19 protein-coding genes and 2 pseudogenes are annotated in these 25,127 nt (G+C 61.5%); 9 read left to right on the top strand and 12 right to left on the bottom strand.

Annotated features, from left to right (window positions below; genetic code table 11):
• Positions 1-155 precede the first annotated feature (155 nt).
• Positions 156-1,121, top strand: a complete 966-nt coding sequence (locus AC3WN7_RS16860; RefSeq protein WP_102674337.1) for an alpha/beta hydrolase — start codon at positions 156-158, stop codon at positions 1,119-1,121.
• Between the two features lie 181 nt (positions 1,122-1,302).
• Here AC3WN7_RS16860 and AC3WN7_RS16865 read toward each other — a convergent pair.
• The 3 genes and pseudogenes from AC3WN7_RS16865 to AC3WN7_RS16875 all read right to left on the bottom strand — a co-directional run.
• Positions 1,303-1,476 (bottom strand): annotated as a pseudogene (locus AC3WN7_RS16865) (DUF6124 family protein); the annotation flags it as partial.
• Between the two features lie 313 nt (positions 1,477-1,789).
• Entirely contained in the window at positions 1,790-2,689 is a 900-nt protein-coding gene (locus AC3WN7_RS16870; RefSeq protein ID WP_102674338.1) for a DMT family transporter, read from the bottom strand.
• A gap of 91 nt (positions 2,690-2,780) precedes the next feature.
• Positions 2,781-3,860: an SDR family oxidoreductase gene (locus AC3WN7_RS16875; RefSeq protein ID WP_102674339.1), complete on the bottom strand. Its 1,080-nt coding sequence runs from the start codon at positions 3,858-3,860 to the stop codon at positions 2,781-2,783.
• A gap of 74 nt (positions 3,861-3,934) precedes the next feature.
• Here AC3WN7_RS16875 and AC3WN7_RS16880 point away from each other — a divergent pair, with 74 nt between their 5' ends.
• The 5 genes and pseudogenes from AC3WN7_RS16880 to AC3WN7_RS16900 all read left to right on the top strand — a co-directional run bounded on the left by AC3WN7_RS16880 (position 3,935) and on the right by AC3WN7_RS16900 (position 6,147).
• Positions 3,935-4,324 carry a MerR family transcriptional regulator gene (locus AC3WN7_RS16880; RefSeq protein ID WP_102674340.1) on the top strand — a complete coding sequence of 130 codons (390 nt, stop codon included), beginning with the start codon at positions 3,935-3,937 and terminating at the stop codon, positions 4,322-4,324.
• 68 nt (positions 4,325-4,392) lie between these two features.
• Positions 4,393-4,503 (top strand): annotated as a pseudogene (locus AC3WN7_RS16885) (GNAT family N-acetyltransferase); the annotation flags it as partial.
• A 164-nt stretch (positions 4,504-4,667) separates the two neighbouring features.
• Positions 4,668-5,204, top strand: a complete 537-nt coding sequence (locus AC3WN7_RS16890) for a glyoxalase superfamily protein (protein ID WP_095968130.1) — start codon at positions 4,668-4,670, stop codon at positions 5,202-5,204.
• A 66-nt stretch (positions 5,205-5,270) separates the two neighbouring features.
• Entirely contained in the window at positions 5,271-5,777 is a 507-nt protein-coding gene (locus AC3WN7_RS16895; RefSeq protein WP_102674341.1) for a PaaI family thioesterase, read from the top strand.
• Between the two features lie 91 nt (positions 5,778-5,868).
• Positions 5,869-6,147: a hypothetical protein gene (locus AC3WN7_RS16900; protein ID WP_102674342.1), complete on the top strand. Its 279-nt coding sequence runs from the start codon at positions 5,869-5,871 to the stop codon at positions 6,145-6,147.
• A 41-nt stretch (positions 6,148-6,188) separates the two neighbouring features.
• Here the strand turns inward: AC3WN7_RS16900 and AC3WN7_RS16905 are convergent, their stop codons facing one another.
• From AC3WN7_RS16905 to pvdM, 6 genes are all read right to left on the bottom strand, one after another.
• Positions 6,189-7,802, bottom strand: a complete 1,614-nt coding sequence (locus AC3WN7_RS16905) for a diguanylate cyclase (RefSeq protein ID WP_102674343.1) — start codon at positions 7,800-7,802, stop codon at positions 6,189-6,191.
• 257 nt (positions 7,803-8,059) lie between these two features.
• The gene (locus AC3WN7_RS16910) at positions 8,060-10,477 is read right to left on the bottom strand and encodes a TonB-dependent siderophore receptor (protein WP_102674344.1); all 2,418 of its coding nucleotides are present in this window, start codon (positions 10,475-10,477) and stop codon (positions 8,060-8,062) included.
• Between the two features lie 127 nt (positions 10,478-10,604).
• Positions 10,605-12,254, bottom strand: a complete 1,650-nt coding sequence (locus AC3WN7_RS16915; RefSeq protein WP_102674345.1) for a cyclic peptide export ABC transporter — start codon at positions 12,252-12,254, stop codon at positions 10,605-10,607.
• Positions 12,255-12,445: 191 nt separating this feature from the next.
• Positions 12,446-13,318, bottom strand: a complete 873-nt coding sequence (gene pvdO, locus AC3WN7_RS16920; RefSeq protein WP_102674347.1) for a dihydropyoverdine dehydrogenase — start codon at positions 13,316-13,318, stop codon at positions 12,446-12,448.
• A 16-nt stretch (positions 13,319-13,334) separates the two neighbouring features.
• A complete protein-coding gene (gene pvdN, locus AC3WN7_RS16925; protein ID WP_095968019.1) occupies positions 13,335-14,615 on the bottom strand; it encodes a pyoverdine-tailoring periplasmic protein PvdN in 1,281 nt (426 codons plus the stop codon).
• Positions 14,616-14,646: 31 nt separating this feature from the next.
• Positions 14,647-15,996 carry a pyoverdine-tailoring dipeptidase-like protein PvdM gene (gene pvdM / locus AC3WN7_RS16930; protein WP_102674348.1) on the bottom strand — a complete coding sequence of 450 codons (1,350 nt, stop codon included), beginning with the start codon at positions 15,994-15,996 and terminating at the stop codon, positions 14,647-14,649.
• A 243-nt stretch (positions 15,997-16,239) separates the two neighbouring features.
• On the opposite strand from pvdM, the gene pvdP reads away from it, so the two are divergent.
• A complete protein-coding gene (gene pvdP / locus AC3WN7_RS16935; RefSeq protein WP_102674349.1) occupies positions 16,240-17,859 on the top strand; it encodes a pyoverdine maturation tyrosinase PvdP in 1,620 nt (539 codons plus the stop codon).
• A 154-nt stretch (positions 17,860-18,013) separates the two neighbouring features.
• On the opposite strand, the gene AC3WN7_RS16940 is transcribed toward pvdP, so the two are convergent.
• From AC3WN7_RS16940 to AC3WN7_RS16950, 3 genes are read right to left on the bottom strand one after another with little or no spacing between them, the layout of a single operon-like run.
• Entirely contained in the window at positions 18,014-19,408 is a 1,395-nt protein-coding gene (locus AC3WN7_RS16940; protein WP_102674350.1) for an efflux transporter outer membrane subunit, read from the bottom strand.
• Between the two features lie 7 nt (positions 19,409-19,415).
• Positions 19,416-21,389 (bottom strand): MacB family efflux pump subunit, encoded by a 1,974-nt coding sequence (locus tag AC3WN7_RS16945; RefSeq protein WP_102674351.1) that lies wholly within the window; start codon positions 21,387-21,389, stop codon positions 19,416-19,418.
• Positions 21,390-22,562 carry an efflux RND transporter periplasmic adaptor subunit gene (locus AC3WN7_RS16950; RefSeq protein WP_102674352.1) on the bottom strand — a complete coding sequence of 391 codons (1,173 nt, stop codon included), beginning with the start codon at positions 22,560-22,562 and terminating at the stop codon, positions 21,390-21,392. It lies immediately after the preceding gene.
• A 366-nt stretch (positions 22,563-22,928) separates the two neighbouring features.
• Here AC3WN7_RS16950 and AC3WN7_RS16955 point away from each other — a divergent pair, with 366 nt between their 5' ends.
• On the top strand, positions 22,929-23,411 hold the full coding sequence (locus AC3WN7_RS16955) for a sigma-70 family RNA polymerase sigma factor (protein ID WP_015094172.1): 483 nt from the start codon (positions 22,929-22,931) through the stop codon (positions 23,409-23,411).
• A 147-nt stretch (positions 23,412-23,558) separates the two neighbouring features.
• Positions 23,559-24,896: a lysine N(6)-hydroxylase/L-ornithine N(5)-oxygenase family protein gene (locus AC3WN7_RS16960; RefSeq protein WP_095968024.1), complete on the top strand. Its 1,338-nt coding sequence runs from the start codon at positions 23,559-23,561 to the stop codon at positions 24,894-24,896.
• Positions 24,897-25,127: the final 231 nt, after the last annotated feature.

Consider the following 25,127-nt stretch of genomic DNA (forward strand, 5'->3'; position numbering starts at 1 on the left):
TTCGCGACCCAGCGGGAGCAAGCTCCCTCGCCACAAGCAAGCTTTCGCCACAGGTTTTTCGTTCGGCTTGGCAGGGTCTTCATTGAGCCCTAATGAACGACCCTCCCGGTTCGTTTACCAGGGCAAGCCTGTTTATTTTTTGGAGACTACCGCCCATGGCATTGCACCCGGACATCGAAGGTTTTCTGGAGCTGGCCGAGTTCGGCCGCCTCAGCGGCAAAAGCCAACCCATGCATGAGCTGACGCCTGGCGAAGCGCGGCAGCAATTCGAACAGACATCGCAGTTGCTCGATGCCACCCCGACGGGTGCATTGACGGTGACGGCGGTCAGCCTTCCGGCGCGGGACGGGCATGTGCTCAACGCGCGGCTGTACGCCAAACCGCAACCGCACAACGAGCCACGCCCGGTGTTGTTGTACTTCCATGGCGGCGGCTACGTGGTGGGCAGCCTCGATTCCCACGACACCCTGTGCCGGCGTCTGGCGTTGGCGGGGGAGTTTGCCGTGTTGTCGGCGGACTATCGGCTGGCGCCGGAACACCGTTTCCCCACCGCTTACAACGATGCCGAAGACGTGACGCGCTGGCTGGCTATTACCGGTGCTCAAGCCTTGGGACTGGACGCGAGGCGCATAGCGCTGGCAGGGGACAGCGTCGGCGGCAGCCTGGTGGCATCGCTGTGCATCGCCATGGCCCAGGACCCGCTGGGGTGGCCGCTGGTGCCGCGCCTGCAAGTGTTGCTGTACCCAGTGATCGACGCGGTAAAAAAACGCCCGTCGCTTGAGCGATTCGCCGAAGGCTATCTGCTGGAAGCCACCACGCTGGAATGGTTCTACCAGCAATACCAACGCAGCGAAGCGGATCGTGCCGACTGGCGTTTTTCACCGCTGTACGCCGAAGGACTGCAACGCCTGACGCCGACGGTGCTGTGGCTGGCCGAGTACGATCCGTTGCTCGATGAAGGCCTGGCCTGGGCCGAGAAACTGCGGACCGCGGGGCAACCCTTGGCGCTGGAGGTGAAGGCCGGCATGACCCACGACTTTGCGCGCATGGGCGAGATGGTCCAGGAAGTGCCGGGGATGCTGGTGCAACTGGCGGCGCAGATCAGCGAGAGCCTGGGCTGATTTGTGGGAATTGCCCTGAGGTCGATCAGTTAAGCACAACCCCTGTGGGAGCGAGCTTGCTCGCGATAGCGGTCGTACATTCAACATCTATGTGTCTGACCCACCGCCATCGCGAGCAAGCTCGCTCCCACAGGGGGGCTTTGTACTCTCAAGATTTTCATCAGCTGTCAGCTAGTGGCTACTATGGCGGATCCAGCCGATCCAGCGCCCGATTCACCGCCAGTTCCCCCAGCATGATCTCCTGCGCAATCCCCAACAGCGCATTGCGACTTGTCCCCTGTAAATGATCCACCAGATCGTTGGCCATGACATTGGCCGACGCCAGGGATTCGCAGGCGTGCACCAGCAGGGTTTCCTCTTTCTCGCTACGTCAGCATTGGGTCGATTTTAGCCGGTCACAAAAGACAGAAATCGACCGATTGTGTTGAAAAAGTCGACCATGGTTTGCGCATCCGAAAAGTACGCGTCCGAGATTGAAATCTTTACTTTTGGCAGAGGCTTCCGGACTCGGATTTCACGTAGCAGCGTGCGAAAAAGGCGTTTTCACGAGTAAATGATCAGGCAGTTTGGGTAGACCGACTTTTTCAACAGAATCGACCAGAAGCTGTCAGTCGCTCAAAACACTTAAAAACCACTGATTACTAAAGTAACCAGGATCCGAAAATAGCTCACTCGGTCGAAGGGACGGATGTTTTGCTGCCCAGGCGAATCAGTTCATTGGAGAAACACAGGCCGACGATGATCAGTGCCGCTCCCGCGTACAGGCTTTCACGCGGTACTTCATTGAGCGCCACAAACGCCAGCAGCGCGGCGAACAGTGGCTCGGTCAGCTCCAGCGCTTGCACTTGGGAAGGCTTGAGATACTCGATGGCCTTGGTGGTGCAGAAGAAGCCCAGGATTGTCGGCAGCGTGGCCAGTGCCAGCAGCGCGGCGATCGCCAGCGGCGACAGCTCGCCCATCGCGAAACCATCGGCCGCAGCCGGCATCAGCAGGTACAGGCTGCCAAAGAACAACAATTGACGGGTGAAGTGCAGCCCCCCCGACACACCCATACGCTTCATGGCAACCGAAAAGGCCCCATAGCCGCAGCCGGCCATGGAGGCAAGCGCAGCACCTTGCAGGGTAAAGCCCTGCTGCAGGTCGCCGCCGAAGATCACCGAGATCCCGGCGATAGCCAGTGCGGCGCCAACGGTAGCGTTCGCGGTGATGGCATCCTTGAGGAAAATGCGCCCCAGAATGATCGAGGAAATTGAGGCACTGGCCATCAGCACCACCACCACACCTGCCGCAGCGTAGTGTCGATAGGCGGACGTTTCGAAATGGAACAGCACAAAGATGCCAAGGAATGCGCAGATAGCCGCCTGAGTCCATTTGGTCGACGCCGCCGGGCGCTTGAGGAAAAACAGCAAGATCGAGAGAAGCACGCAACCCAGTACGGTCTTGATGACAGCGACACTGCTGGCGGTGAAGCCATTACTCATGAGCACTTTGCTGAGTACACCGATCGTTGCGTTCAGCGCTGCAGCGCAGAGTGCAAATATGACGCCTTTGCTGAAAGTAGACTGCATTGTTGACGATCCCTGTCGCTGAATTGTCGTTCGATAGAATGCCGCCCTGCATCGACGGCGCAAAGTTTGCGGATAGCCCCCAAGGGAGCAGTCAGAGGGCCTGGCCCTTGGCTATGCAATATGAGTTGACGAACGTTGCAGTGTGCTGCAAAGACTGACGTATATCCGGTTTGGCTATTCCATGCCTGTTGGCAAATTGCTCGAACGCCGTTGTATCAAAACGAGTGGTCTGGATAAAGTCCAGGGCTTCGGGTTTTGTATTCAAAAAACGCGCAACGGGAGGAATACTCAGTAGCAACTTCAGCAAGCGCAGTGGAATGTAATGCTTGGGAGACTTTAAGCCCAACGGTTGTGCCACCTGTACCAGCAGTTCTCGCAAGTTGGGAGTTTGGTCATCGAGCGCCAGCAGTTCCTGGCCCGCCATGGCAGGATCAAAAGCACAAACCGCCACCAGTTCGACCAGGTAATCCACGGTAACCAGTGGCAGCCAGTGCTCGGCGGTACCAGGCACTGCAGTCAGCTTTCCCTGTACAAGGTTGCGTATCAGCTCCACCAGCGGCTGACCGTCAAGGATATGCCCCGTGCGGCTGTGGCCACAAACCGTCGCAGGGTGGACAACGGTAATCTCTCCGCCCTTGGTGGACATGAGCTCCAGGGTCGCAAAATGCGCCTCCAGCTTGCTCCCCTCGTAACCACCGACACGTCGGTAGACGGCAGGCCAGTCCGTCAGCTCCGGGAAACGAGGGTCAATTCCGATGCGTTGCAGATGTTCATGGTTTTTCAGCATGTAGCCGCCGATCATCACTAACCGGCTTTTTTGCTCAGCCGCCAACAGCGCCACGCGCTTTGCCCCTTCCACATTCACCGCACGAGAATGCTCCACGGAAAGCCCCCATGCGAAGTGGGCGCCTAAGTGGAATATGACTCTGGAGCGCCTTAATACTTCTCGGTCAGGAAGACTCAGCCCGAGGTTGTCCCGTTCCAGATCGCCAGCCACGGCAAATACCCGGGTCGCGCAACCTCCCAAATTGTCGACTTGCTCGCGCAATGCAGCCAGTCGCTCTGGGCGCCGCATCAACACCCGAATGGTGTGACCTTTTGCACTCAGGTACGCCACCAAATGTTGACCGATAAAGCCGGTACCCCCCGTGACAAAGCACTCCACGCTCATTTCCCTGCTCCTTGTTCAAGGTGAAAAATCAAGCGTAAACTATCGACCCAACTCTATAGTCAAGCGGTGTTTTCATGAAAATCGGCGAACTCGAGACTCGTAGCGGCGCCAGCCGCCATACGCTGCGTTACTACGAGCAAATCGGCCTGATCTCACCGCTGCGGCAAACTAACAACTATCGCGTTTACACAGAGCAAACTCTGCAGGATCTGGACTTTATCCAGCGCGCGCAAAGCATGGGGTTTTCCCTGGGGGAAATAGGCGAGATTCTGGATGCGCAGCGCAACAAACTGATCGATTGTGCTGACGGCGCCAAGCTAATTGAAAAGAAGATGGCGGAAATCAAACAGAAAATCGCCAACTTCCAAAGCATTTATCGGTATCTGGACCAAGAGCGTGCAAGCCTCGAAGCCAGTGCTGCCAAGCAACTTGAGCTTCAGCAGCTGAACAACTCTTCCAACTGAACTGTCAGCATCTGCGTAACGGGAGCTGCAGCTTGCTTTCAGTTTCAAGCCCATGAGACGGGCATTTGCGCGTTGTGCGACTGTCCACGGACACACCCGAGGGCGCTGCCTTTTACCTGCGCTGCGGGTTCCAGCCGATACGGGATGACTTTGCGACGCATAGGAAGCCCACTTCATAACTCGGCAGCCGCTATGTATTATCGACATCGGCCCGATGCTGCCCGCCGCTCGCTCCCGCTGGGAAAGGTGAAAGCATCTGCACCTCATGCAAACCCTGTCGCCTCTCTTGACGGTCGAGGTTTGGCAATGCGAGCACCAAAGCATCTCGGCTACAGGAGCAGACATGTTTTCAATCGAGCAAGCCAAGCAAATGGCCAAACAGTTGCGCGCCTCGCTGGAGGAACGCAATCAGGCGGTGACCCACTCCACTGCGCTGGAACTGGTCGCGCAGCAACTGGGCTACAAGGACTGGAACACCGCGTCGGCGCTGCTGGCCCAGGCCGATACCCCGCCAGCGCCGGGCATTACCTTCGATAAACCCATCCCCATTTTGCGCAGTTTCGACGAAGCCAAGGCCCGGGAGTTCTATCTGGATTTTCTGGGTTTCAGCGTCGAGTTCGAGCACCGCTTCGAGGCTGATCTGCCGCTGTACCTGGGCATCAGCCGCGACGGGCTGCACCTGCACCTTTCCGAACATCACGGCGATGCCAGCCCGGGCTCGACGGTGTTTGTGCCGATGCAAAACATCGAACTGCTCAGGGATGAACTGCTGGGCAAGCGCTACGGCTATGGACGCCCGGAGATTGTTCAGCAGGGCTGGGGCAAGGAGTTGCAGGTCTACGACCCGTTCGGCAATCGGATTCGCTTCTGCCAATATTGATCACGCGGTGCGGGCTGGGGCGACCCGGTCCGCTTTGAACCACCAGCTACTCAGGATGAACACGCCATGACCACGCAGGACACTTCGCTTCAAGACATCGCCGCGCCTGAAGGCGTTTGTTATGGCTGCGGCAGCCAGAACCCGCACGGGCTGCACATCAAGAGCTTCTGGCATGAAGACGGGGTGCATGTCATGGCCGAGCATATGCCCGAAGACAAGTATTGCGGCTGGCCGGGGCTGGTTTACGGCGGTTTGATCGCGATGCTGGTCGATTGCCACTCCAACTGGGCCGCGATGGCTTATCACTACCGCGCCGAACAGCGCGAAGTGGGCAGCTTGCCCCACGTCACCTGCGTCACCGGTAACCTGGGCATCAAGTACCTCAAGCCCACCCCGATGGGCGTACGCCTGACATTGCGGGCAAAAGTCGAGGGTGATGTCGGGCGCAAAAGTCGCGTCATCTGTGAGGTGTTCGCCGGGGACGTCCTGACCGCTGTCGGGGACTCCACGTTTGTGCGCGTCGATACCGAGCAACTCAGGGCCGCCGCGCACGACAACAAGGTCGATTCCTGATCCCGGCGCCTTCGCCGTTCGTCAGCGAGCCAGCACCTTTTACGATGCCGGGTCTTCCAAGGTTTTATACCTCACCGGGGAGACCCCAATAATGAACAGGAAAATGCTCGCACTCATGGCTGCGGGTCTGTTGTCGACGGGCTCTTTTTTTGCGCTGGTCGCCGAGAACGCGACGGCGGGTTCCGCTGTCCCGCCTGCTGCCGTGCCTGGCATCAACCAGCCTCAAGGCGCTGAAGCCAAAGACGAGAAGGCCGACAAGAAGGGCGAGGAGGCCGCGGGCTCAAACTCCGGCGCCGATTCGCAAGCGATGGAAAAGGATGCCGCGACCTCAAGTGGTTCGAAGGACGAAGAAAAAGAACCCACGCAGTGACAGCCTGAATCGACCGGTTTTTCCCGGACATTACGCGACGTCTATGCCATCACCCGGTTGCGCCCGCTCTGCTTGGCCAGATAAAGACGCTCATCGGCCAGTTTCAGTACGCTTTCGGGCATCGGGGTGTCCGCACTCCGGCAAGCCACGCCGATGGACATCGTCAGCTTTCCAACCTGCGGCACCTCGGTCTGTGCGATGTGCTCGCGTATCCGCTCGGCAATGACCCTGGCGGTATCCAGCGGCGTATCCGGAAGGATCAGCGCGAACTCTTCACCACCGGCGCGGCAGGCGAGGTCGCCGGTCCGGGAGTTCTGCTTGAGGATGCCGGCGACCTCTTTCAGGGCCACGTCACCGGCGTCATGCCCGAAGGTGTCGTTGACCTTTTTGAAGTGATCGATATCCAGCGCCAGCACCGAATAGGCTTGCCCGGTTTTTGCCAGCAGATCCAGTACGCCGCCCATGGCCCTTCGATTGGCCAGGCCGGTCAGGGGATCGCTTTGCGCTTCGTGGCTGAGTTGGCCAAGCTTTTGCTGGAGCAGTTGCACACCGGTCAGCATGGCCTGGCGAATGGCCGATGCGTCGCGGTACCAGGCATGGACTTGCCGCAGTTGCTCGCTCGTTTGCGGGGCGGCCAACTGGTCGGCGGCTGCCGATAACTGGCGCAACGGCCGGGCGATCAGTGTGGTCCCGAGCAAAATCAATCCGAGCCCCAACAGCCCGGCGGGGATCATGCCCAGGACCATGTCGCGCATGAGTTGCCCCAGCGGTGCCAGGCTGAGGTCCCGGGGTTGTTGCGCGACAACCGCCCAGTTGGCGTCTGGCACCTGGGCAAAACCGGCGAGCATGGGAACACCCTTGTAGTTCGGGCCTTCCAGGGAGCCACGTTCGCCGCGCAAGGCCGCATCGACCGTCAGGCTCCAGCCCAGGACCTCACCGATGCGCTTATCGTCCGGGTGATACAGCAGCCGCCGATTACCGTCGGCGATGAACGCAAAGGTCCCTTCGTGATGGAAGTGACGGCTGATGATCGTATGAAAGGTGCTTTGCTTGAGCAGGTAGACCGAGCCGCCGACGACGCCGAGAAACGCTCCTGACGGGTTGAAAACCGGTTGTGAAATGAACACCACCAGGTTGCCCGCCGCGGAAACGTAAGCTGCGCTGACCGATGGACGACGTTCCTTGAGCGCCTGCTGGATGCCCTCCGACGTCAACGTGGCGCCGACAATCTGCGAAGTATCCGGATAGGCCTGCAGGACTTTGCCTGTCGCATCCACAATGGCAATGGAGTTGAAGTCGGCATCCTGGGCTTGCAGGCGTATGGCTTCTTTGCGCAGCACTTCGGGGTCGTTCCAGTGCCGGCCCAGCGTGTTGGCGCTGTAGTTCAAGCGACTGTGCGCCGAATTCAGGAACTCACCGATGCTGGAAGCGACTTTTGCGGCATAGGCTGCGTTGGCCTCAAGCGTCGTATGGATCAGGGACTGACGCTGCACCCGGTAAGCGACGTAGAGGCTGTTGCACAGCGTCGCCAGGACCGACAGCAGGACGAAGAAAAGAATCAGTCCGCGCAGGTTGATGGGCAGGGGCCTGGACAGCTTCGCGCGGCTACCTTGCTCGTTGATGGCACTGTTGGGGGCATCCGCAGGTGTCGCCATTTTCGATCCATGAAGGGTGTGTTGTGAGGGGGGCAAAGACTGCCTTGCAGGATAGGCAGAGAGCGCCGAGTTGTCACATGCACGCCACAGAAAACAGAATCGGGCAAGGCTTTGGCTGCTGCAACTTCTGTGGGAGCGAGCTTGCTCGCGATAGCGCAATGTCAGTCAACGATGATGTTGACTGTGCAATCGTCATCGCGAGCAAGCTCGCTCCCACAGGGTCTGCGCCTCGGCTGACAGGCATTAGCTGCCGGCAATCAGTACTGCGCGCGCAGGCTCAGGGTCACGGTGCGCGGGTCGCCGTAGAAGTTGGTGCCCCAGGAGGCATCGACGCGGTCGTAGTACTTGCGGTCGAACAGGTTGTTGGCGGTCAGTGTCGAGGACAGGTTTTCGTTGAACTTGTAGCCAACCTGCGCCGAGGTGATGGCATAGCCGCCTTGTTCGAACTTCACGTCACGCTGGTAGTAGGTGTCGCTGACCGCACGCACGCCACCGCCGACGCTGAAGTCCTTGAGCGGACCGTCGGTGAACTCGTACTTGGTCCACAGGTTGAAGTTGTGCTTGGGCGTGATGGTGCTGAAGGTATTGCCTTTGTTGGCCGCATCACCGTCCAGGAACTTGGTGGAGGTGTAGGCGTAACCGGTGACGATGCTCCAGTTCTCGGTCAGGTTGCCACTCAGCTCGGTTTCCCAACCTTCGCTGCGTGCCTTGCCTTCGGTCATGTAGGCACCGGAGTTGTTGTCGTATTCGGCGCGGTTTTCATCGTAGATACGGAAGGCCGCGATGCTGGCGTTCAGGCGACCGTCGTAGAACTCGCGCTTGAGGCCGATCTCGTATTGCTTGCCTTCGCGCGGGCCGACCGGCTCGCCGTCCGCGCCGATTTCGCTCTGTGGTTTGAATACGCCGGTGTAGCTGAAGTAGGTCGACAGTTCCGGGGTGATCTTGCCGATGAGGGCGCCGTATGGCACGACCTTGCGGTTGATGCTGGTGTGGGCTTCGCCGAAGTTGTTGAAGAAGGCGTTGGCGTTCTTCGCGTCGGCTTCGTACCAGGTCACACGGCTGCCGCCGATGACATCGAGCCAGTCGGTGACGTTGAACTTGGCACGGGTATAGACCCCGTACTGGTCGGACTTGGACCAGTTGCCGTTGACGTGCGCATAGTCGTTGCGGGGGATGTCGATGCTGCCCGGATCCCACACGTTGATCGGGAAGTACTCACCGCCGCCGTAGGTGAAGTCCTTGTCCAGGTGCTGGTACTCGGCACCCAGGGTGAACTCGTGGCGGCGATCGGCGAACTCGAACGGCGTGGTGACGAAGCTGTCGACGCCAATGGTCTTGATGTGGGTGTAGTAGTCGTAGGCCACGGCCCAGCTGTCACCGGTGGCCGGGTCGACCGCGCCGTCGGCCCAGGTGAAGTTACGCTCCGGGGTTTCGGCGTCGCGGTAGGTCAGGGTGGTCTTGAACTGACCGCCGTTGTCCAGTTCGTGATCAACTTCGGCAAAGGATTCCCAGACCTTCTCGTTCAGGGTGTTCCACTTGGCGTCGACGAAGGTCGAGCGCGGAACGTCCAGCAAGGTGCCATCGGCATAGGCCGGCAAGCCGAAGGCCGGGGTGGAGTTGTTCTTCTGGTAAGCGCCACCGACCGACAATGTGGTGGCCGGGTCGAGGTCGAATTCCAGGCGACCATAGACCATCGGGCGTTCGTTCTGCGCGTAGTCGACGTAGGACTGGTTGTTCTCGTAGGCGGTGATGAATCGACCGCGCACGGTGCCCTGGTCGTTCAGCGGGCCGGTGACATCGACCATGGAACGGTAGTGATCGTAGGAGCCGGCGGCCAGCTCGCCACCGAGGGCGAATTTGCCCAGGGCGCGCTTGCGCACCACGTTGATCGTACCGCCGGGCTCACCTGCGCCCTGGTACAGGCCCGACGGACCGCGCAGCACTTCGATGCGGTCGTACATCGCCAGGTCGAAACTGGTGGCCATGTCGCCCTGGCCGGTGGGTTGCGAGACGCCGTCGACCTGCACCTGGTCGACGAGGAAGCCGCGCATGTAGACGTCGTTGAGGCTGGAGCCGGAGTTGTAGGTCTTGATGGTCACGCCGGTGACCTGACGCATGGCGTCCTGCAGGCTGTTCATGTTCTGGTCGTCCATGCGCTGGCGCGTGACGACGGACACCGACTGCGGCATGTCCTTGAGCTTGATGTTGCCTTTGCCGATGGTCACTTCATCGCTGGTGTAGGAATGCGTGCCTTCGGTGGTCGGGCCCAACGCCACGCCGGTGATGGAGGTCGCACCCAGCTGCAATGCACTGGAGTCACCGACCGCTGGCACCAGCGACACGGTGTTGCCATTCAACTGAAAATTGATGCCGCTCCCCAGCAGCAAGGTTTTCAGTGCCTGTTCCGGTTCCATGTTGCCGGACACCGCCGTGGACTTGATGCCGTTGACCATGTCCTGGCTGTAGAGAATCTGCAGGTTGGTCTGCTGGCCCAGTTCGCGCAATGCACTGGCCAGCGACTGGGCCGGCACGTTGACGTTCACCGGGGCCGCCTCGACCTGGGAAGTGCCCAGCAGCAACAGGGTCAACAGCGCACCCGGCACGACCGTTCGGAATTTCTTTTGCCGATCGATGGCTAATGCCAAGGGTGCGCGGGACAGAGTAAGGCTTTGCATTGCTCGAATCGCTCCAGAAGTGTGTGTGCAGTTTTTTAGTTAATGATAATTATTATTAGACGGGCCACTTTGCCTAAACCGGAAAAAAAACTTCAAAAAAACAACAACCTGCTTGCAATCACCGCTGTCAGGCGGTCGTGCGCTCAGTGATGACCCGGCCCGATTCCATGCGCACCAGTTGATCGGCCATGTCGAAGTAGCGGTCGTCGTGGGAGATGACGATGATGGTTTTGCCCAGGCGCTTGAGGTCCGGCAGCAGCTCGGTGTAGAAGATGCGGCGGAAGGTCGGGTCCTGGTCGGCGGCCCATTCGTCAAACACCAGCACCGGGCGTTCTTCCAGCCAGGCATTGACCAGCGCCAGGCGCTTGCGCTGGCCGGTGGACAGGTCGGTGGTGGTGAAACGGCCGTCCCGGACGCTGACCTTGTGCGCAATTTCCAGGCGTTGCAGGTAGGCATTGGCATCTTCGGGGATGTGCTGGTCACCCTGCACCACGTCATCGAACAGGTAGTAGTCGGCAAAGATCGTGGTGAACAGCTGGCGGTAGTCGTCTCGATTGTGCGCATCGATGCCTTGGCCGTTGAGCAGGATTTCGCCGTGTTGCGGGGCGTAGAGGCCCAGCAGCAACTTGATCAGCGTGGTCTTGCCGCAGCCGTTTTCGCCGACGATGAAAATGATGTCGCCTTGCGCGATGGTCAGGTTCACCGGGCCCAGGCGAAACGCGTCGCTGCCCGGTGCGGCGGGGAAGGCGTAGCTGACGTTGTTCAGTTGCAGGCTGTTGACCACAGCCGGCGAGGTGCCTTGGTCGTTGAGCAGCAGGTGCGGCTCCGGCGAGGAAAACCGGCTCGACAGTTCGGCGATGCGGCGAAAGGCGATGCGCGCCCGGCTCACGATCGGCAAGGTGCTGACCAGGTGCTCGATCGGGCCTTTCATGTACAGCAGCACCAGCACGAAGCCGCTCATCACCGCTTGGTCGGCGCTGGGCCAGAACGATTGCAGGGCCAGCGCCAGGCCGATGACCACGAAGAACAACATCGAGCCGAGGGTCTTGGCGATCACGAAGGTGTTGATCGAACGTACCTGGGTGTCGCAGATGAAATCGGCGGTGCCCTGGATGCCCTTGACGAACATGCGCTGGCGGCGCGGACGGTGGATGCGCAATTCCTTGGCGCCGCCGGCAATGGCGTTGTAGTGCTTCTGCAATTCGTCTTCGGCGTCGCGGGCGGCCATGAAACCCTGGATACCCTTGCCCTGCGCGTAGAACTGGATGCCGGTGCCGATGGCAATCGCCAGCACCATCATCAGGAACATCGGCCACGACAGCATCGCCAGGTAACCCATGCAGCCGAGGGTTACGGTCAGGGAAATGGCGAGCGGCGCGAAGGCGAAGGCGAAGTCGCTGATGGTGTCGACGTCGTGGGTCAGCACCGGGATCAACCGGTGGCTGCGGTAGCGCTCGATCTGCTCGATGGGCGCCGAGAGTACTTTTTCCCCCAGCTCTTTGCGCAGTTTGGCAATGATGTGCTGGCCGACGTAGTTGGTGCCGATGTCCGAACAGATCGAACTGCCCAGAGCCAGCAGGCACAGACCGCCGAACAGCGCGACCACGCCCTGGGTCAGGCCGTCCGGCGAGTGCAGCGCGTTGTTGATGGTGGCCAGCAGCACCGTCACGCTCAAGCCGCCGACCATGCCCAGGACGATCGACAGACTGACGACGAGCCGGAACGGTTTCAGGAGGCTGAACAATTCATGAATTGCACCGCGCGTTGGCTGGGTCATGAGCAGAGGGTTCCTTGGGTCTTGAGGCAGATACCCAGTAGAACGTCTGATGGAGGGCTTAATTTAAAGGGTGGGCGACACAAAACCTGTGGGAGCGGGCTTGCTCGCGAAGGCGTCGTGTCAGTCAACATCAACTTTTCTGACCCTCCGCTTTCGCGAGCAAGCCCGCTCCCACAAGGTGTGGGGGGAGGTTAGAGACTGCGTACTACACGGAATCCGATCCAGTCACCACGGGTCTGCGGGTCGATGTCGTTGCGGTTGCCCGAACGGGAAAACACCGGTGCTTCGCCCCAGTCATTGCCACGGATGCGCAGGGTGTCGCAGTCGGGCTCGGTCCAGGCGCTGCCGTCGGTGGGCGCGCCGACGTAGTCCGGGTGGTAGCAGTCGGCGATCCACTCGTAGACGTTGCCGTGCATGTCGTACAGGCCAAAGGCATTCGCCGGGAAGCTGCCGACCGGCGAGCTGTAGCTGTAGCCGTCGGTCGGGCCGTAGGTGTTGGCGTGGGTGGCGATGCTGTACTCGGTGCCGGGGTCGAACGGGAAGGGGAACGCGCCCGTCGATCCGCCACGGGCCGCGTACTCGCGCTGGGCTTCGCTGACGATGTGGTAGTGCTGGCCGGTTTTCATCGACAGCCAGGCGACGTAGGCGCTGACCTCGGCGAAGTTCATGCACACCGCCGGCTGGCGCGGGCCCTGGGGGTAACTCGGCTTGCCGTTGGTGCACGCGCGGCCGGGGCGGGTGTCGCCGTCGGGCAGGGTGATGCCGGTTTCCTTCATGTATTGGTTCCATTCGCCGGCGGTGATCTGGTAACGGCTCATGGCGAACGGTTTGTCGAACGTCACCTCATGCATCGGGCCTTCATCAGGCTCGCGGCCGACTTCGTCGTCCGGGGTACCCATGGTGAAGGTGCCGGCGGGCAGCACGACCATTTCCGGGCAGTTGCGGCAATCCTTGAAGACCTTGCCGGGCAATGGCGCAGTGTAGGCCTGGGCGAGGCCGGGCAAGGCGCTGCCGAGCACGGCCAACAGCGTCAGGGCGCCAAGTTTATTCAGGGTATTTTTCATAATGGCTCTCGCTCAGTCAGGCCTGGTTGGCCAACAGTTCCATCAACCTGTCGATGTGCGCTTGGGTATTGAGCAACCCCGGCGACACTCGAATGATCGGCCCGACATCACGGTCCACGGCATCGCACACCACGCGCTGATCCATCAGGTAATTGGCGACTTCTTCGCAGTCGCGGTTCTTGATGCGGAAGAAGGTGAAACCGGCGGAATACTCCGGTGACAGTGGCGTCACCAGCTCCACCGACGGGTGCTGCTGCAAGCGTTTTTTCAGGTAGCTGTTGATGTCATGGATGCGTGCCGCGACCTCGGCCTTGCCCAGGTCCAGGTGCAACTTGAAGGCTTCGGTCAATGCCCAGCGGTGTTCGAACGAGTGATAGCCGCCGTAGGTCATCACCGTGGAAAACTGCGTGGCTTCGGAGAAGGTCGGGATGGTCGGGGTCACGTCCTTGAGCTCGTCGGAACGGGCGCAGATGATCCCGGTGCCCCGTGGGCCGAACATCCATTTGTGGGTACCGGCGATGAAGAAATCGCAGTGCATGTCCGGGAAGTCGAGGTTCTCCACGCCGAAGCCGTGGACGCCATCGATCACGTAGAGGATGCGATCCTTGTCCTCGCGGCCACGGTTTTTCTCTTCCACCAGTTTGCCGATTTCGCCGATGGGCAGCTTCACGCCGCTGCCGGAGTGCACCCAGGTCATGCCCAGTACGCGGGTCTCGGGGCGAATGTTGCGTTCAATCGCGGCCAGCACTTCGGCGGTCGAGACCTTGTACGGGTCTTCGAACAATTTGATCTTGCGAACCTGGGTGCCGTCCTTCTGGGTGCGGTATTCGAACACGCTGTTGGCGGCGTAGTGCTCGTGTTCGCTGGTGAGGATCTCCTGGTCCGGGCGCACGTGGATGCCGGCGTAGATCATCGCCAGGCCTTCGGTGGTGCTGCCGGTCAGGGCGATCTGCGACGGTTTGGCTTTCAAATAGCGCCCGGCCCAGACGCGCACCTCTTCTTCGCGGCGTTCGGTTTCGCCGCGATGCCAGTCCATGGCCAGGCCGGGGTTGCGATCGAGGTTGGCGCGGTGCATCTCGATGGCTTCACGCACCGGACGCGGGTGCGAGGTCACCAGGAAGTTGGCGAAGTGCAGGTAGTTCGGGTCCTGCGTGAACAATTGGCGCAACTGGTCCCATTTGTCCTTGGGCAAGGGTGCCGGGGTCGCGGCCAGTGCCGGCAGGTTCACGGCCGAGGCCAGGGGAATGCCGGCCGCCAGAATACCGGCCTGCTTGAGGAATGAACGACGGTTGGTCATGGGTTCGGTTCGCTTTGGCAAAAGGAGAAAATCAGTTCTGGACCACGGGCCGGGAGGATTTTTGCACCTGGTCCCAGACCCGCAGGAAATTGCCGCCCCAGAGCTTGGCGATGTCGGCCTCGCTGTAGCCGCGGCTGATCAGTTCGGCGGTCACGTTGCGGGCTTCGCTGACGTCTTTCCAGCCGTCGAGGCCGCCGCCATCATTGAAGTCGGAACTGATGCCGACGTGGTCGATGCCGATTTTTTTCACGGCGTAATCGATCGCGTCGCCGTAATCCTTGAGACTGGCCTTGGGTTCCTCGTCGAGGATCGAATAGAGCTGGCTGGCGTATTCGCCGAAACGCTGCTCGGGCCAGACGGTGATCACCGGGTCACCCGGCATCAGCGCCATTTCCAGGCCTTGCAGCGGTTGCAGGTCGAAGCGCGCGCGCAGGGCGTTGAGCTTGTCCTGGGTGGCCTGGCTCAGCGGGCGGATGTAGGTCGGGAAACCGACAATCTGCACCACGCCGCCGCTGTTCTTGATCAACTGCATTTCCGCATCGCTGAGGTTGCGCGGGATGTCCACCAGGGCGCGTGGCGCCGAGTGCGAGGCGACCATCGGCGTGCGGCTCAGGTGCGCGACCTGCTCCAGGGCCTTGGTCGACATCTGCGACACATCGATGATCACGCCCAGGTCGTTGAGACGCTGCACCGCTTGCTTGCCGATGTCCGATAGCCCGCCGAGGGCGTCCCGCGAATCATTGAAGAACGGCAGGGGCCGCGACGAGTCGGCCCAGGCGTTGTTGCCCACGTAGCTGAAGCCGAACATGCGCATGCCGCGCGCCGCCCACTTGTCCAGGGCGTTAAGGTCATTGCCCAGCGGGTAGGCGTTGAGCATGCTGATGAAAATTGCGAACTTGCCTTCGCCGTGCAGGCGCCGGAAGTCGTCGGGGGTGTAGGCGATGGCGACTTGATTGGGGAAGTCGCGCACCATCGTGCTGATGATCTTGTAGCGGGTTTCCTGCTCGTGTCGGGCCTCGTCGACGAAACCGGCGGTCGGGCGATGGGGCGCGTTGGGACCGTTCCAGATTTCCGGCCAGCCGAAAATCGTCAGCGCCGCCCCGGACAGGCGCCCGCGTCCGGTCTTGACCAGGTCGAACTGGCCTTCGCCGTCCTTGTCGACTTCGTTGCCGGCAGTGCCGAAGTCCATCGGTATGGTGATGTGGCTGTCGAACGAAAGGATACGCTCCTGCAGTTGATCGGCCTGTTTCATCACCTTCACCGGGTAGCCGGGGTTGTCCCTGAACCAGTAGTCCCAAGCCCCGAAGCCTGCCCCTGCGCTGATCGCCAGGGCCAGCGGCAAGCCGATGAAAAGAGCCTTTTTCGAACGTGGTTTTGTCATTGCCGTCTCAGTCAGGTTCGCCGTCGGGGATCAGGCGCGGGGGCCTTTGCTATCTGGGGGGAACGTATGGCTGATCCAATAATTTAGGTGTTTGTGCCGGCCTCTTCGCGAGCAAGCCCGCTCCCACATTTGGAATGCGGTTACCTGTGGGAGCGGGCTTGCTCGCGAAGCTTTTAAATTTGTCAGGGCAACAAACGTTCTAGCTTGGATAAAGCCTGCTCCATGGCTGACACAGGTAGGGCAATGACGATTTCTCGACGATGGTTCCTCGCGGGCCTGGCGCTGACCGGTGCCGCCGTGCCTGCGGTCTACTACGGGCATCGCGAACTGACCAAACCGGACCCTGCGATCACCCCGGGCGAAGCCTCGTTCGACGTGGCGGACGTGGCCGGCCAGCGGTTGGCGGACGCCTTGCGCGGGGTCTGGAAGATTCGGTTCGAAGGCCGTGACGCCGGCATCGAAGGCTTGCCGCTGGAGGGGCTGGAGGTCTTTCTCGACATCGCTCACAAAGGTCGCGGCGTGGTCGGCTTCCTCGACACTGCCGAGCGTTTGCGCTCCACCGAGGAGCCCCGTTACCGGGTGCTCGGCGATCTGTCCGGGGCCAACCCGAAGCAGCTCGGTTGGCGACTGCTGGGCGCCAGCGGCTGTTGCGATTACGAATTCGACATGACTCTGGATGAGGTCTGGGCCGGTTTCGGTAACGCCGGCAGCGGCAGTCTCAGTGGGCGCGTGCTGGACCTCAAGCGCCCGCTGATGCTGACGTCCCAGGACAATCGTTTCATTGCCGTCAAACGGACATTCCCTGAAGCACGTGAACGCAGCGGCCTCAATCCGGCCCTGCTGGCCTGGCTGGTATCGCCGGAGCACCGTCTGTTCCACCAGCTCTGGCATGCCTCCCGGGACAAGTGGCACAAGCTGTCCGAAGAGCAGCGCGGCGCCTTACGCGGGCTCGGCTGGCAACCCGGTCCGCGAGACAGGGAGCGCGATGGCCGAGGTGTGCGCAAGGATCGCAACGGTTCGGGCGTGGACTTTTTCTTCATGCATCGGCACATGCTTGGCACGGCGCGTTCGATGCAGGACTTGCCGTCCTGGCCGCACTTCCCGTTGCCGCAACCGGAGCTGGCGCGGGACCGGCCTGGCTTCGCCCGCTACTTCGACAACCACGACGGTACCGCGCTGCCGCCGACCTGGCTGGCCGAGGACGATGACGAATACACGCAATGGGTCAGTGACATCAAGACCGGCGAGACGTATCACAGCAATTTCCAGGTCTGGGAATCGCGCTACCGTGATCCGCGTTACCTGTCGACGCTGACCCTCGGCCAGTTCGGCTCGGAGGTTGAACTGGGCCTGCACGACTGGCTGCACATGCGCTGGGCTTCGGTGCCGCGTGATCCGTCCAACGGTCAGCCGGTGCCCTTTGCCCGTGATCCGGCAGACTTTTCCGCGCGCTGGTTCGCCGCGGAAAACGACTTCCTCGGCGACCCGTTTTCCTCCCATGTGAACCCGGTGTTCTGGCATTTCCACGGCTGGATCGACGATCGTCTGGAGGACTGGTTCCGCGCCCATGAGCGCTTCCACCCGGGGCAGGTCAGTCGGCTGCAGGTCAATGGCGTGCCCTGGTTTGCGCCGGGGCGTTGGGTCGAAATCGATGACCCGTGGCTCGGCCCGGTCACCCATGGCTGCAGCACCACGCCGGGGTTGCAGGCGGGCAAGTCAGTGGAAATGGACCCGGAAACCATGAAGCTGGCGTTGCGTATTACCTTTGGCGAGGACGAAAAGAAGCTGAAGGATTTGTTCCGCAAGGTGCCGCAGCGGCCGTGGTATGCGCGAAATCTGAAGGCTAAACAGAGCCAGGCTTGATAACAGCGTTACCGTTAAATCGAGAAATCAGGGGCATTGATGTTGAATGTTCCTGCCCCTTCGCGAGCAAGCCCGCTCCCACAATTGATCTGTGAACACAGGTCAAAATGTGGGAGCGGGCTTGCTCGCGAAGGCGTCCTGACAGACACCACGATTAAAGAGCCTGCCACCCCCCACCCAACGCCTTGTACAACGCAATGCTCGCCTGCATCCGCGACAAGCGCAGTTGCACATTCAAATCCTGCGCCGCATACAGCGTGCGTTGGGTTTCCAGGACTGTCAGCAAATCCTCGGCCCCGGCCTGGTAACGGCTTTGCGCAATGTTGAATGCAGTCTGCGCCTGGCTCAGTTCTTCACTCTGCCACCCGCGCTGTTCGTCCAGCCCGCGAATGCTGTTGAGGGCTTTTTCGACGTCGGCGAAGCCGTTGATGATCGCGCCGCGATAGGTTTCCAGCAGTTCTTGCTGGCGTGCCGTGGCCTTGTCGCGCTGGGCGCCGAGGCGGCCGTTGTTGAACACCGGCGCAAGCAGCCCGGCGCTGAGGTTGTAGAAGGGACTGCGCAGAATATCGTCGACCCGGTCGGCCCCGGAGCCGATTTCGGCGGTGAGGGTCACGGTGGGCAGCATGGCGGCCCGGGCGACGGTGACGTCGGCCTGGGCGGCGGCCAGTTGCGCCTCGGCCCGGGCAATGTCCGGACGGCGGCTGAGCAACTGGCTGGGCACCCCGGCGTCGATGGCCGGCCAGGTCAGTTGATCGAAGCGTTCCTGACCCAGCGACAGTGCCTGTACCGGGCGGCCGAGCAGGGCGGCGAGGCTGATTCGCGCCTCCTCGGCCTGTTGCCGCACCAGCGGCAGCTGGCGTTGCTGCGCCGCCACCAGGCTTTTTTGCTGCGCCAGTTCCAGGGCCGTGGCCGAGCCCGAATCGAAGCGGGTCTGCACCAGTTTCAGCACGCTTTGCGCATTGGCCAGGTTCAACTCGGCGATGCGGCTCTGCTCCTGCAACGACAAGGCTTGCGCGTAACTGTTGGCCACGCCGCTGAGCAAGGTCAATTCCACGGTGGCCTGATCGAACTCGCTGGCGTTCAGACTGAATTGAGCACTGTCGCGGCTGGCGCGCTGGCCGCCCCAGAAATCGATTTCGTAGCTGGCCACCAGGTTCGCATTGAAGTAGTCGACGGCGTCGTTATCGCTGTCGGCATCGAGCTGACTGTAGCCGCTGCCCCGCATCAGCTTCTGGCGATTGGCATTGGCCGAGGCCTTGACCTCCGGCAGTTGCGAGCCGCCGGCGATGACCGTGTCGGCCTGGGCCTGGCGCACTCTGGCGATGGCGGCGGCCAAGTCGTAACTGCCGAGGCGCGCCTGTTCGATCAGGCGCCCCAGTTGCGGGCTGCCGAAGCGGTTCCACCATTGTTGGTTGTCATGGACAGCGCCTGCGGTGTGCGGCGATTGCCAAGAGGCCGGCGGCTGGATGCCGCTGTCGGGGCGCTGGGCCGGGGTGCCGCAGGCACTGAGCAACAGGCACAGGGTTAACACACTGAGTGGCGGCTTCATCAATCGATCATTCACTGGTAAGGGCCGTGACCGGGTCGAGTCGGGCAGCTTTGCGGGCCGGCATAAAGCCGAAAACAACACCGGTGACCAGGGCGCAGCCGAAGGCGCCCAGCACCGCTATCAGGGAGAACGCGACAGCCACTTCGCTGAAAATCAGCACGCCACCGACGATCAGCGCCAAGGCAATCCCGGTGAGGCCGCCCACCACCGAGAGCATCACCGCTTCGGTGAGGAACTGGCGCAGGATGTCGCGCTGGCGCGCACCGGTGGCCATGCGGATGCCGATCTCGCGGGTACGTTCGCGTACGGTCATGAGCATGATGTTCATCACGCCGATCCCGCCCACCAGCAGCGAAATGGCGGCAATCGAACCGAGCATCAGCGACAGGGTGTTTTGCGTGCGTGCCTCGGCCTGGATCATTGCGGCATTGTTGGTCAGTTCGAAGTCGTGCTTGCCGTCGTGCAGGCGCAGCATCAATTGCTCGATGGCCTTTTCGGTTTCCTTGACCTTGCGCGCGTCGGCGGCGGCGATGGCGATGTACTCGGGATTGTACGTGCCGAACAGGCGCACACTGGCGGCGGAGTAGGGGATGGCAATGCGGTCGTCGCTGTCGGAGTCGCCGGAGCTGGCGCCTTTTTCGGCGAGCACGCCGACCACCTGGAAGGGTACGTTTTCGATCAGGATGTACTGGCCGATCGGGTTGGCCACGTCCTTGAGCAACCTGGTCCGCACCTTGTGCCCGATCACCGCGACCGCCGCGGCGTTCTGTTCATCGGCGTGGGTGAAGTAGCTGCCCTCGACCACCGGCCAGTTGAAGATCGCCGGGAAGTTGGTGTCGTTGCCACCGACATAGCTCATGTGATCAAGGTTGCCGAAGCGCACCCCGGCCTCCTGGCCGTTGACCGGCATGATCCGCATGACCTGGGGCAAGCTGGCAATCGCTGCGACCTCATCGAGGGTGATGATGCCCATCGGCGTACGCGGGTTGGGCGCCGAGCCGCTGAGGTAAATGATGTTGGAACCGAACGCGCCCATCTGCGCCATCACCTGGCGTTTGCTGCCTTCACCCACGGCCAGCATGACCACCACCGAGGCGACACCGATGATGATCCCGAGCAGGGTCAGCGCGGTGCGGAACTTGTTGATCCACATCACCCGCCACGCCGCGTGCACGGCATCGACCAATTCACCCTTCCAGGCGCCGGTGGCTTCGGCGCCTTCACTCAAGCGCTTGCGCAGGTCGACGGCTTGTAGCGCACCCGGGTTGGCCGAATGTTGCGCGGTCGGGTTTTCACTGGCGCTGTCGCTGATGATCAGGCCGTCGCGGATCTCGATGATGCGTTTGGCCCGGGCCGCCACTTCGCGGTCGTGGGTGATGAGGATCACCACGTGGCCCTGGCTCGCCAGCTCGTCGAGCAGGCTCATGACCTCGGCGCCGCTGTGGCTGTCGAGGGCGCCGGTGGGTTCGTCGGCAAGGATGATGTGGCCGCCGTTCATCAGCGCGCGGGCGATCGACACCCGTTGCTGCTGGCCGCCGGAGAGTTGATGGGGGCGGTTGCCGGTGCGCGAAGCCAGGCCGAGGCGCTCGAGCAGGGCGGCGGCGCGGGCGTGACGTTCGGCGGCCGGAGTGCCGGCATAGATGGCCGGCATCTCGACGTTCTCCTGGGCCGAACCCGACGGAATCAGGTGATAGCCCTGGAACACAAAACCGAAGGCTTCGCGCCGCAGCCAGGCCAGTTCGTCGCTGTCGAGGGCGGCGACGTTTTCCCCGGCGAAACGGTATTCGCCCGAGGTCGGACGGTCGAGGCAGCCGAGGATGTTCATCAGCGTCGACTTGCCGGAACCGGAGGCGCCGACAATCGCCACGAATTCCCCGGCATGGATCGACAGGTCGATACCGCGCAATACGTGAACTTCAGGCGCCTCGCCACCGCCGTAGGCTTTGCGGATGTCCGAAAGTTCGATCAGGGGCGTCAGCATTCAGCCGCCACTCCCGTCGACCGGGCCGATCAACAGGTGATCGCCTTCTTGCAGGCCGTCGAGGATCTGCACCCGCAGGCGGTCACTGATGCCGGTGCGCACGTTGCGCTGTTCGATGCTGCCGTTTTTGGCGACCACTTGCGCGGTCTGCAGGTCTGGCTGTGCGCCGGTTTGCAGGGCGACGATGGGTGCGGTGAGGACGTTCTGCGCCTGGTTGGCGACGAAGAACACCTGGGTGGTCATTTCCGCCATCAGCGCGTTGTCGGCGTTGTCGACGTCCAGCAGCACGGTGTACAGCACCACGCGGGCACTCCCGCTTTTGCTGGTGCTGGCGGGGCTGCCACCGCCCTGGCTGGTCTGGTCCAGGGGCTTGGGCGGCACGGGGAGGATTTGCCGCACGGTGCTGGTCCAGCGCCGGGTGCCGCCGCTCAGGGTGGTGAACCAGGCGTGCATGCCCGGTTTGACGTGGCCGATGTCGGCCTCCGAGACCTCGGCCCATACAGTCATGGGCGACAGCTTGGCGATGCGCAGGATCAGCGGTGTCTGCTGTTGGGCATTGAGGGTCTGGCCCTCGCGGGCATCCAGCGCCACTACTGTGCCGGCCATCGGTGCATAAATCCGCGTGTAGCCGAGCTCCGCCTGATCGCTGCGCAGGCTGGCTTCGGCCTGGCGGATCTGCGCCTGGAACATGTCGATGCGCGCCTGGGTCACGCGCAGTTCGGCCTGGGCGGTCTGCACGTCTTCTTCACGGGTGGCGCCGCCAGCGGCGAGGTTCTGCTGGCGCTGGTATTTCTGCCGGGCCAGTTCGTGTTGCGCCCGCTGTTCCTGCAGCTGCGCCTTGAGGTTTTCGATGGAGAAGCGTCCGGCATCGAGTTTGGCCTGTTGCGTGGACGGGTCGATTTCCACCAGCAATTGGCCTTCCTTGACCCGGTCGCCAACTTCCACGTGGATCTTGTGGATTTGCCCGGAGGCCTGGGCGCCGACGTCGACATAGCGCCGCGGTTGCAGGGTGCCCAGGGCGGTGACGCTGCTTTCAATGTCGGCGCGGCTGACCTGGACGGTGGTGAACTGGTCGCGGCCCGGCGGGATGAACTGCCAGGCGGCGACGGCCACCACGGGGATCAGACAAAGTGCTGCAAGCAGGGCGCGTCGGGTCTGTCGGGGGCGTTTCATGCGGGGTTCCGGCCTTGGGAAATCGGCCCGTCCGGGCAGAGACGGGGAGCTGTCCTGTAAACGTAGAAAGCGCCGGGGAATTTAGGTGGTGACACAACCCCTTGTAGGAGCGAGCTTGCTCGCGATGGACGTTAACGATAACGCGTGCTGTCTGGATCAACGCGTTGTCCTTGATGCCATCGCGAGCAAGCTCACTCCTACAGGGTTCGTGACTAAATGCCGGGAAAGGTGAAGCAGTACTTTAAATCTATATGAGAATTACTATAAATTACACTTCTCAAACTGCCACTATCGTGCCACTGCGTGTTCCAGCGGTCGCCGAAACGGCTCAAGGACAGCAACCGCACCCCCGTGCGGACGGGAGTCATGTTGGAAAACTACTATCGCGAGCTGGTGTGTTTCCTGAACGCCAGGCTGGGCAACCGTCAGGTGGCCGAAGATGTGGTGCATGACGCTTACCTGCGGGTCCTGGAGCGTTCCAGCGATACACCGATCGAGCAGCCCCGGGCATTCCTTTATCGCACCGCTCTAAACCTGGTCGTCGATGACCACCGGCGCAACGCCTTGCGTCGCACCGAGCCGCTGGACGTACTCGACAGCGAAGAAAGCTGCTTCATACCTTCACCGCACAAGGTCCTCGATCACGGCCAGCGTCTGGACATGCTCCAGCGTGCCCTGGCGGAACTGCCACGGCTGTGCCGCGAGAGTTTTCTGCTGCGCAAGATCGATGGCCTGTCCCATCTGGAAATCGCCGGACAACTGGGTATTTCCCGTGCGCTGGTGGAAAAGCACATCGTCAATGCCATGAAGCATTGCCGTGCGCGGATGCGCCAGTGGGAAGGTCACTGATCCTCCGGGATTCATCAAGCCCGGTTAAATTTTGTTCCATTGTCCTCGTTCCTACTCAACAGACGACCTGTTGCCCTGCCCAAGGCCGGTCAGGTCACTTAGGTTCAATGCCCCGCTGTTGCGGGGAACATCCAGAGGACACTGGAAATGACACAGGCAATTGCATCGCCCCTCGTTCACGACCTGATCGGCGTCGGTTTCGGCCCGTCGAACCTGGCACTGGCCATTGCGCTGCAAGAGCGCGGGGCGAGCCAGGGCAACCTGGATGTGCTGTTTCTCGACAAGCAGGCCGACTACCGCTGGCACGGCAACACCCTGGTGACCCAGAGCGAGTTGCAGATTTCCTTCCTCAAGGACCTGGTGACCCTGCGCAACCCGACCAGCCCCTATTCATTCGTCAATTACCTCAAGGCCCACGGGCGCCTGGTGGACTTCATCAACCTGGGCACCTTCTATCCGTGCCGCATGGAGTACAACGACTACCTGCGCTGGGTGGCCGGGCAGTTCACGGCACAAAGCCGTTACGGCGAAGAAGTGCTGACCATCGAGCCGGTGCTGCACAACCATCAGGTCGAGGCATTGCGGGTGATTTCCCGCGATGCGAGCGGGCATCAACAGGTGCGCACCACCCGTTCGGTGGTGGTCAGCGCCGGTGGCACGCCGCGTATTCCCGAGGTGTTCAAGGCGCTCAAGGATGACGGCCGGGTGTTCCACCATTCCCAGTACCTGGCGCAGATGGCCAGGCAGCCGTGCGTGAACAATCAGCCGATGAGCATTGCGATCATCGGTGGCGGGCAGAGCGCCGCCGAGGCCTTCATCGATTTGAACGACAGCTTCCCGTCGGTGCAGGTGGACATGATCCTGCGCGGCTCGGCACTGAAGCCGGCCGACGACAGCCCCTTCGTCAACGAAGTGTTCTCGCCGGAGTTCACCGACCTGGTGTTCCAGCAACCCGACAGCGAGCGCGAGCGCCTGGTCAACGAGTACCACAACACCAACTATTCGGTGGTGGACATCGATCTGATCGAGCGCATCTACGGCATCTTCTACCGGCAGAAGGTCTCGGGCATCGCCCGTCATGCGTTCCATACCCTGACCACGATCGAAAAGGCCACCGCCAACGAACGTGGTGTCGAACTGGTGCTGCGCAACAACGCCACCGGTGAAGTCTCGGTGCGTCACTACGATGCCGTGGTGCTCGCCACCGGTTACGAGCGGCAGATGCACCGCAAGCTGCTGGCGCCGCTGGAAGAGTACCTGGGCGATTTCAAGGTCGATCGCAATTACAAACTGATCACGGATGAACGCTGCAAGGCCGGTCTCTACATGCAGGGCTTCTGCCAGGCCAGCCACGGGCTGAGCGACACCTTGCTGTCGATCCTGCCGATCCGTGCCGATGAGATTGCCGGTTCGCTGTATGAGCATGGCAAGCATCGCGGGCATGGGCGGTCGGTGGTGGATCTGTTGTTGGCCACGGCCAGCTGAGTTTTTCAGCGCCTGACAGGTCGCCTTCGCGAGCAAGCCCGCTCCCACATTTTGCCCTGTGTTCGCAGATCAATTGTGGGAGCGGGCTTGCTCGCGAAGGGGCCGGAAAGAACACCGCAAATATTGATTCCTGAACCCTTCCTGAAGAACTCCGAGATTGCCCCTGCAAGACTATGTAACGGGTTTACTCCCCAAACATCGGGGCGTAAGCTTCGCGCGTTTTCATCCATT

The sequence above is a fragment of the Pseudomonas sp. FW305-70 genome (genome assembly GCF_058783925.1).

What these genes read in the sequence shown, in the direction of transcription:
- pvdP (WP_102674349.1), top strand. Translation starts at nt 16,240, where the DNA reads ATGACGATTTCTCGACGATGGTTCCTCGCGGGCCTGGCGCTGACCGGT.
- AC3WN7_RS16960 (WP_095968024.1), top strand. Translation starts at nt 23,559, where the DNA reads ATGACACAGGCAATTGCATCGCCCCTCGTTCACGACCTGATCGGCGTC.
- AC3WN7_RS16945 (WP_102674351.1), bottom strand. Translation starts at nt 21,389, where the DNA reads ATGCTGACGCCCCTGATCGAACTTTCGGACATCCGCAAAGCCTACGGC.
- AC3WN7_RS16880 (WP_102674340.1), top strand. Translation starts at nt 3,935, where the DNA reads ATGAAAATCGGCGAACTCGAGACTCGTAGCGGCGCCAGCCGCCATACG.
- AC3WN7_RS16950 (WP_102674352.1), bottom strand. Translation starts at nt 22,562, where the DNA reads ATGAAACGCCCCCGACAGACCCGACGCGCCCTGCTTGCAGCACTTTGT.
- pvdN (WP_095968019.1), bottom strand. Translation starts at nt 14,615, where the DNA reads ATGACCAACCGTCGTTCATTCCTCAAGCAGGCCGGTATTCTGGCGGCC.
- AC3WN7_RS16870 (WP_102674338.1), bottom strand. Translation starts at nt 2,689, where the DNA reads ATGCAGTCTACTTTCAGCAAAGGCGTCATATTTGCACTCTGCGCTGCA.
- AC3WN7_RS16905 (WP_102674343.1), bottom strand. Translation starts at nt 7,802, where the DNA reads ATGGCGACACCTGCGGATGCCCCCAACAGTGCCATCAACGAGCAAGGT.
- AC3WN7_RS16910 (WP_102674344.1), bottom strand. Translation starts at nt 10,477, where the DNA reads ATGCAAAGCCTTACTCTGTCCCGCGCACCCTTGGCATTAGCCATCGAT.
- AC3WN7_RS16890 (WP_095968130.1), top strand. Translation starts at nt 4,668, where the DNA reads ATGTTTTCAATCGAGCAAGCCAAGCAAATGGCCAAACAGTTGCGCGCC.
- AC3WN7_RS16860 (WP_102674337.1), top strand. Translation starts at nt 156, where the DNA reads ATGGCATTGCACCCGGACATCGAAGGTTTTCTGGAGCTGGCCGAGTTC.
- AC3WN7_RS16875 (WP_102674339.1), bottom strand. Translation starts at nt 3,860, where the DNA reads ATGAGCGTGGAGTGCTTTGTCACGGGGGGTACCGGCTTTATCGGTCAA.
- pvdO (WP_102674347.1), bottom strand. Translation starts at nt 13,318, where the DNA reads ATGAAAAATACCCTGAATAAACTTGGCGCCCTGACGCTGTTGGCCGTG.
- AC3WN7_RS16895 (WP_102674341.1), top strand. Translation starts at nt 5,271, where the DNA reads ATGACCACGCAGGACACTTCGCTTCAAGACATCGCCGCGCCTGAAGGC.
- pvdM (WP_102674348.1), bottom strand. Translation starts at nt 15,996, where the DNA reads ATGACAAAACCACGTTCGAAAAAGGCTCTTTTCATCGGCTTGCCGCTG.
- AC3WN7_RS16915 (WP_102674345.1), bottom strand. Translation starts at nt 12,254, where the DNA reads ATGACCCAGCCAACGCGCGGTGCAATTCATGAATTGTTCAGCCTCCTG.
- AC3WN7_RS16940 (WP_102674350.1), bottom strand. Translation starts at nt 19,408, where the DNA reads ATGAAGCCGCCACTCAGTGTGTTAACCCTGTGCCTGTTGCTCAGTGCC.
- AC3WN7_RS16955 (WP_015094172.1), top strand. Translation starts at nt 22,929, where the DNA reads ATGTTGGAAAACTACTATCGCGAGCTGGTGTGTTTCCTGAACGCCAGG.
- AC3WN7_RS16900 (WP_102674342.1), top strand. Translation starts at nt 5,869, where the DNA reads ATGAACAGGAAAATGCTCGCACTCATGGCTGCGGGTCTGTTGTCGACG.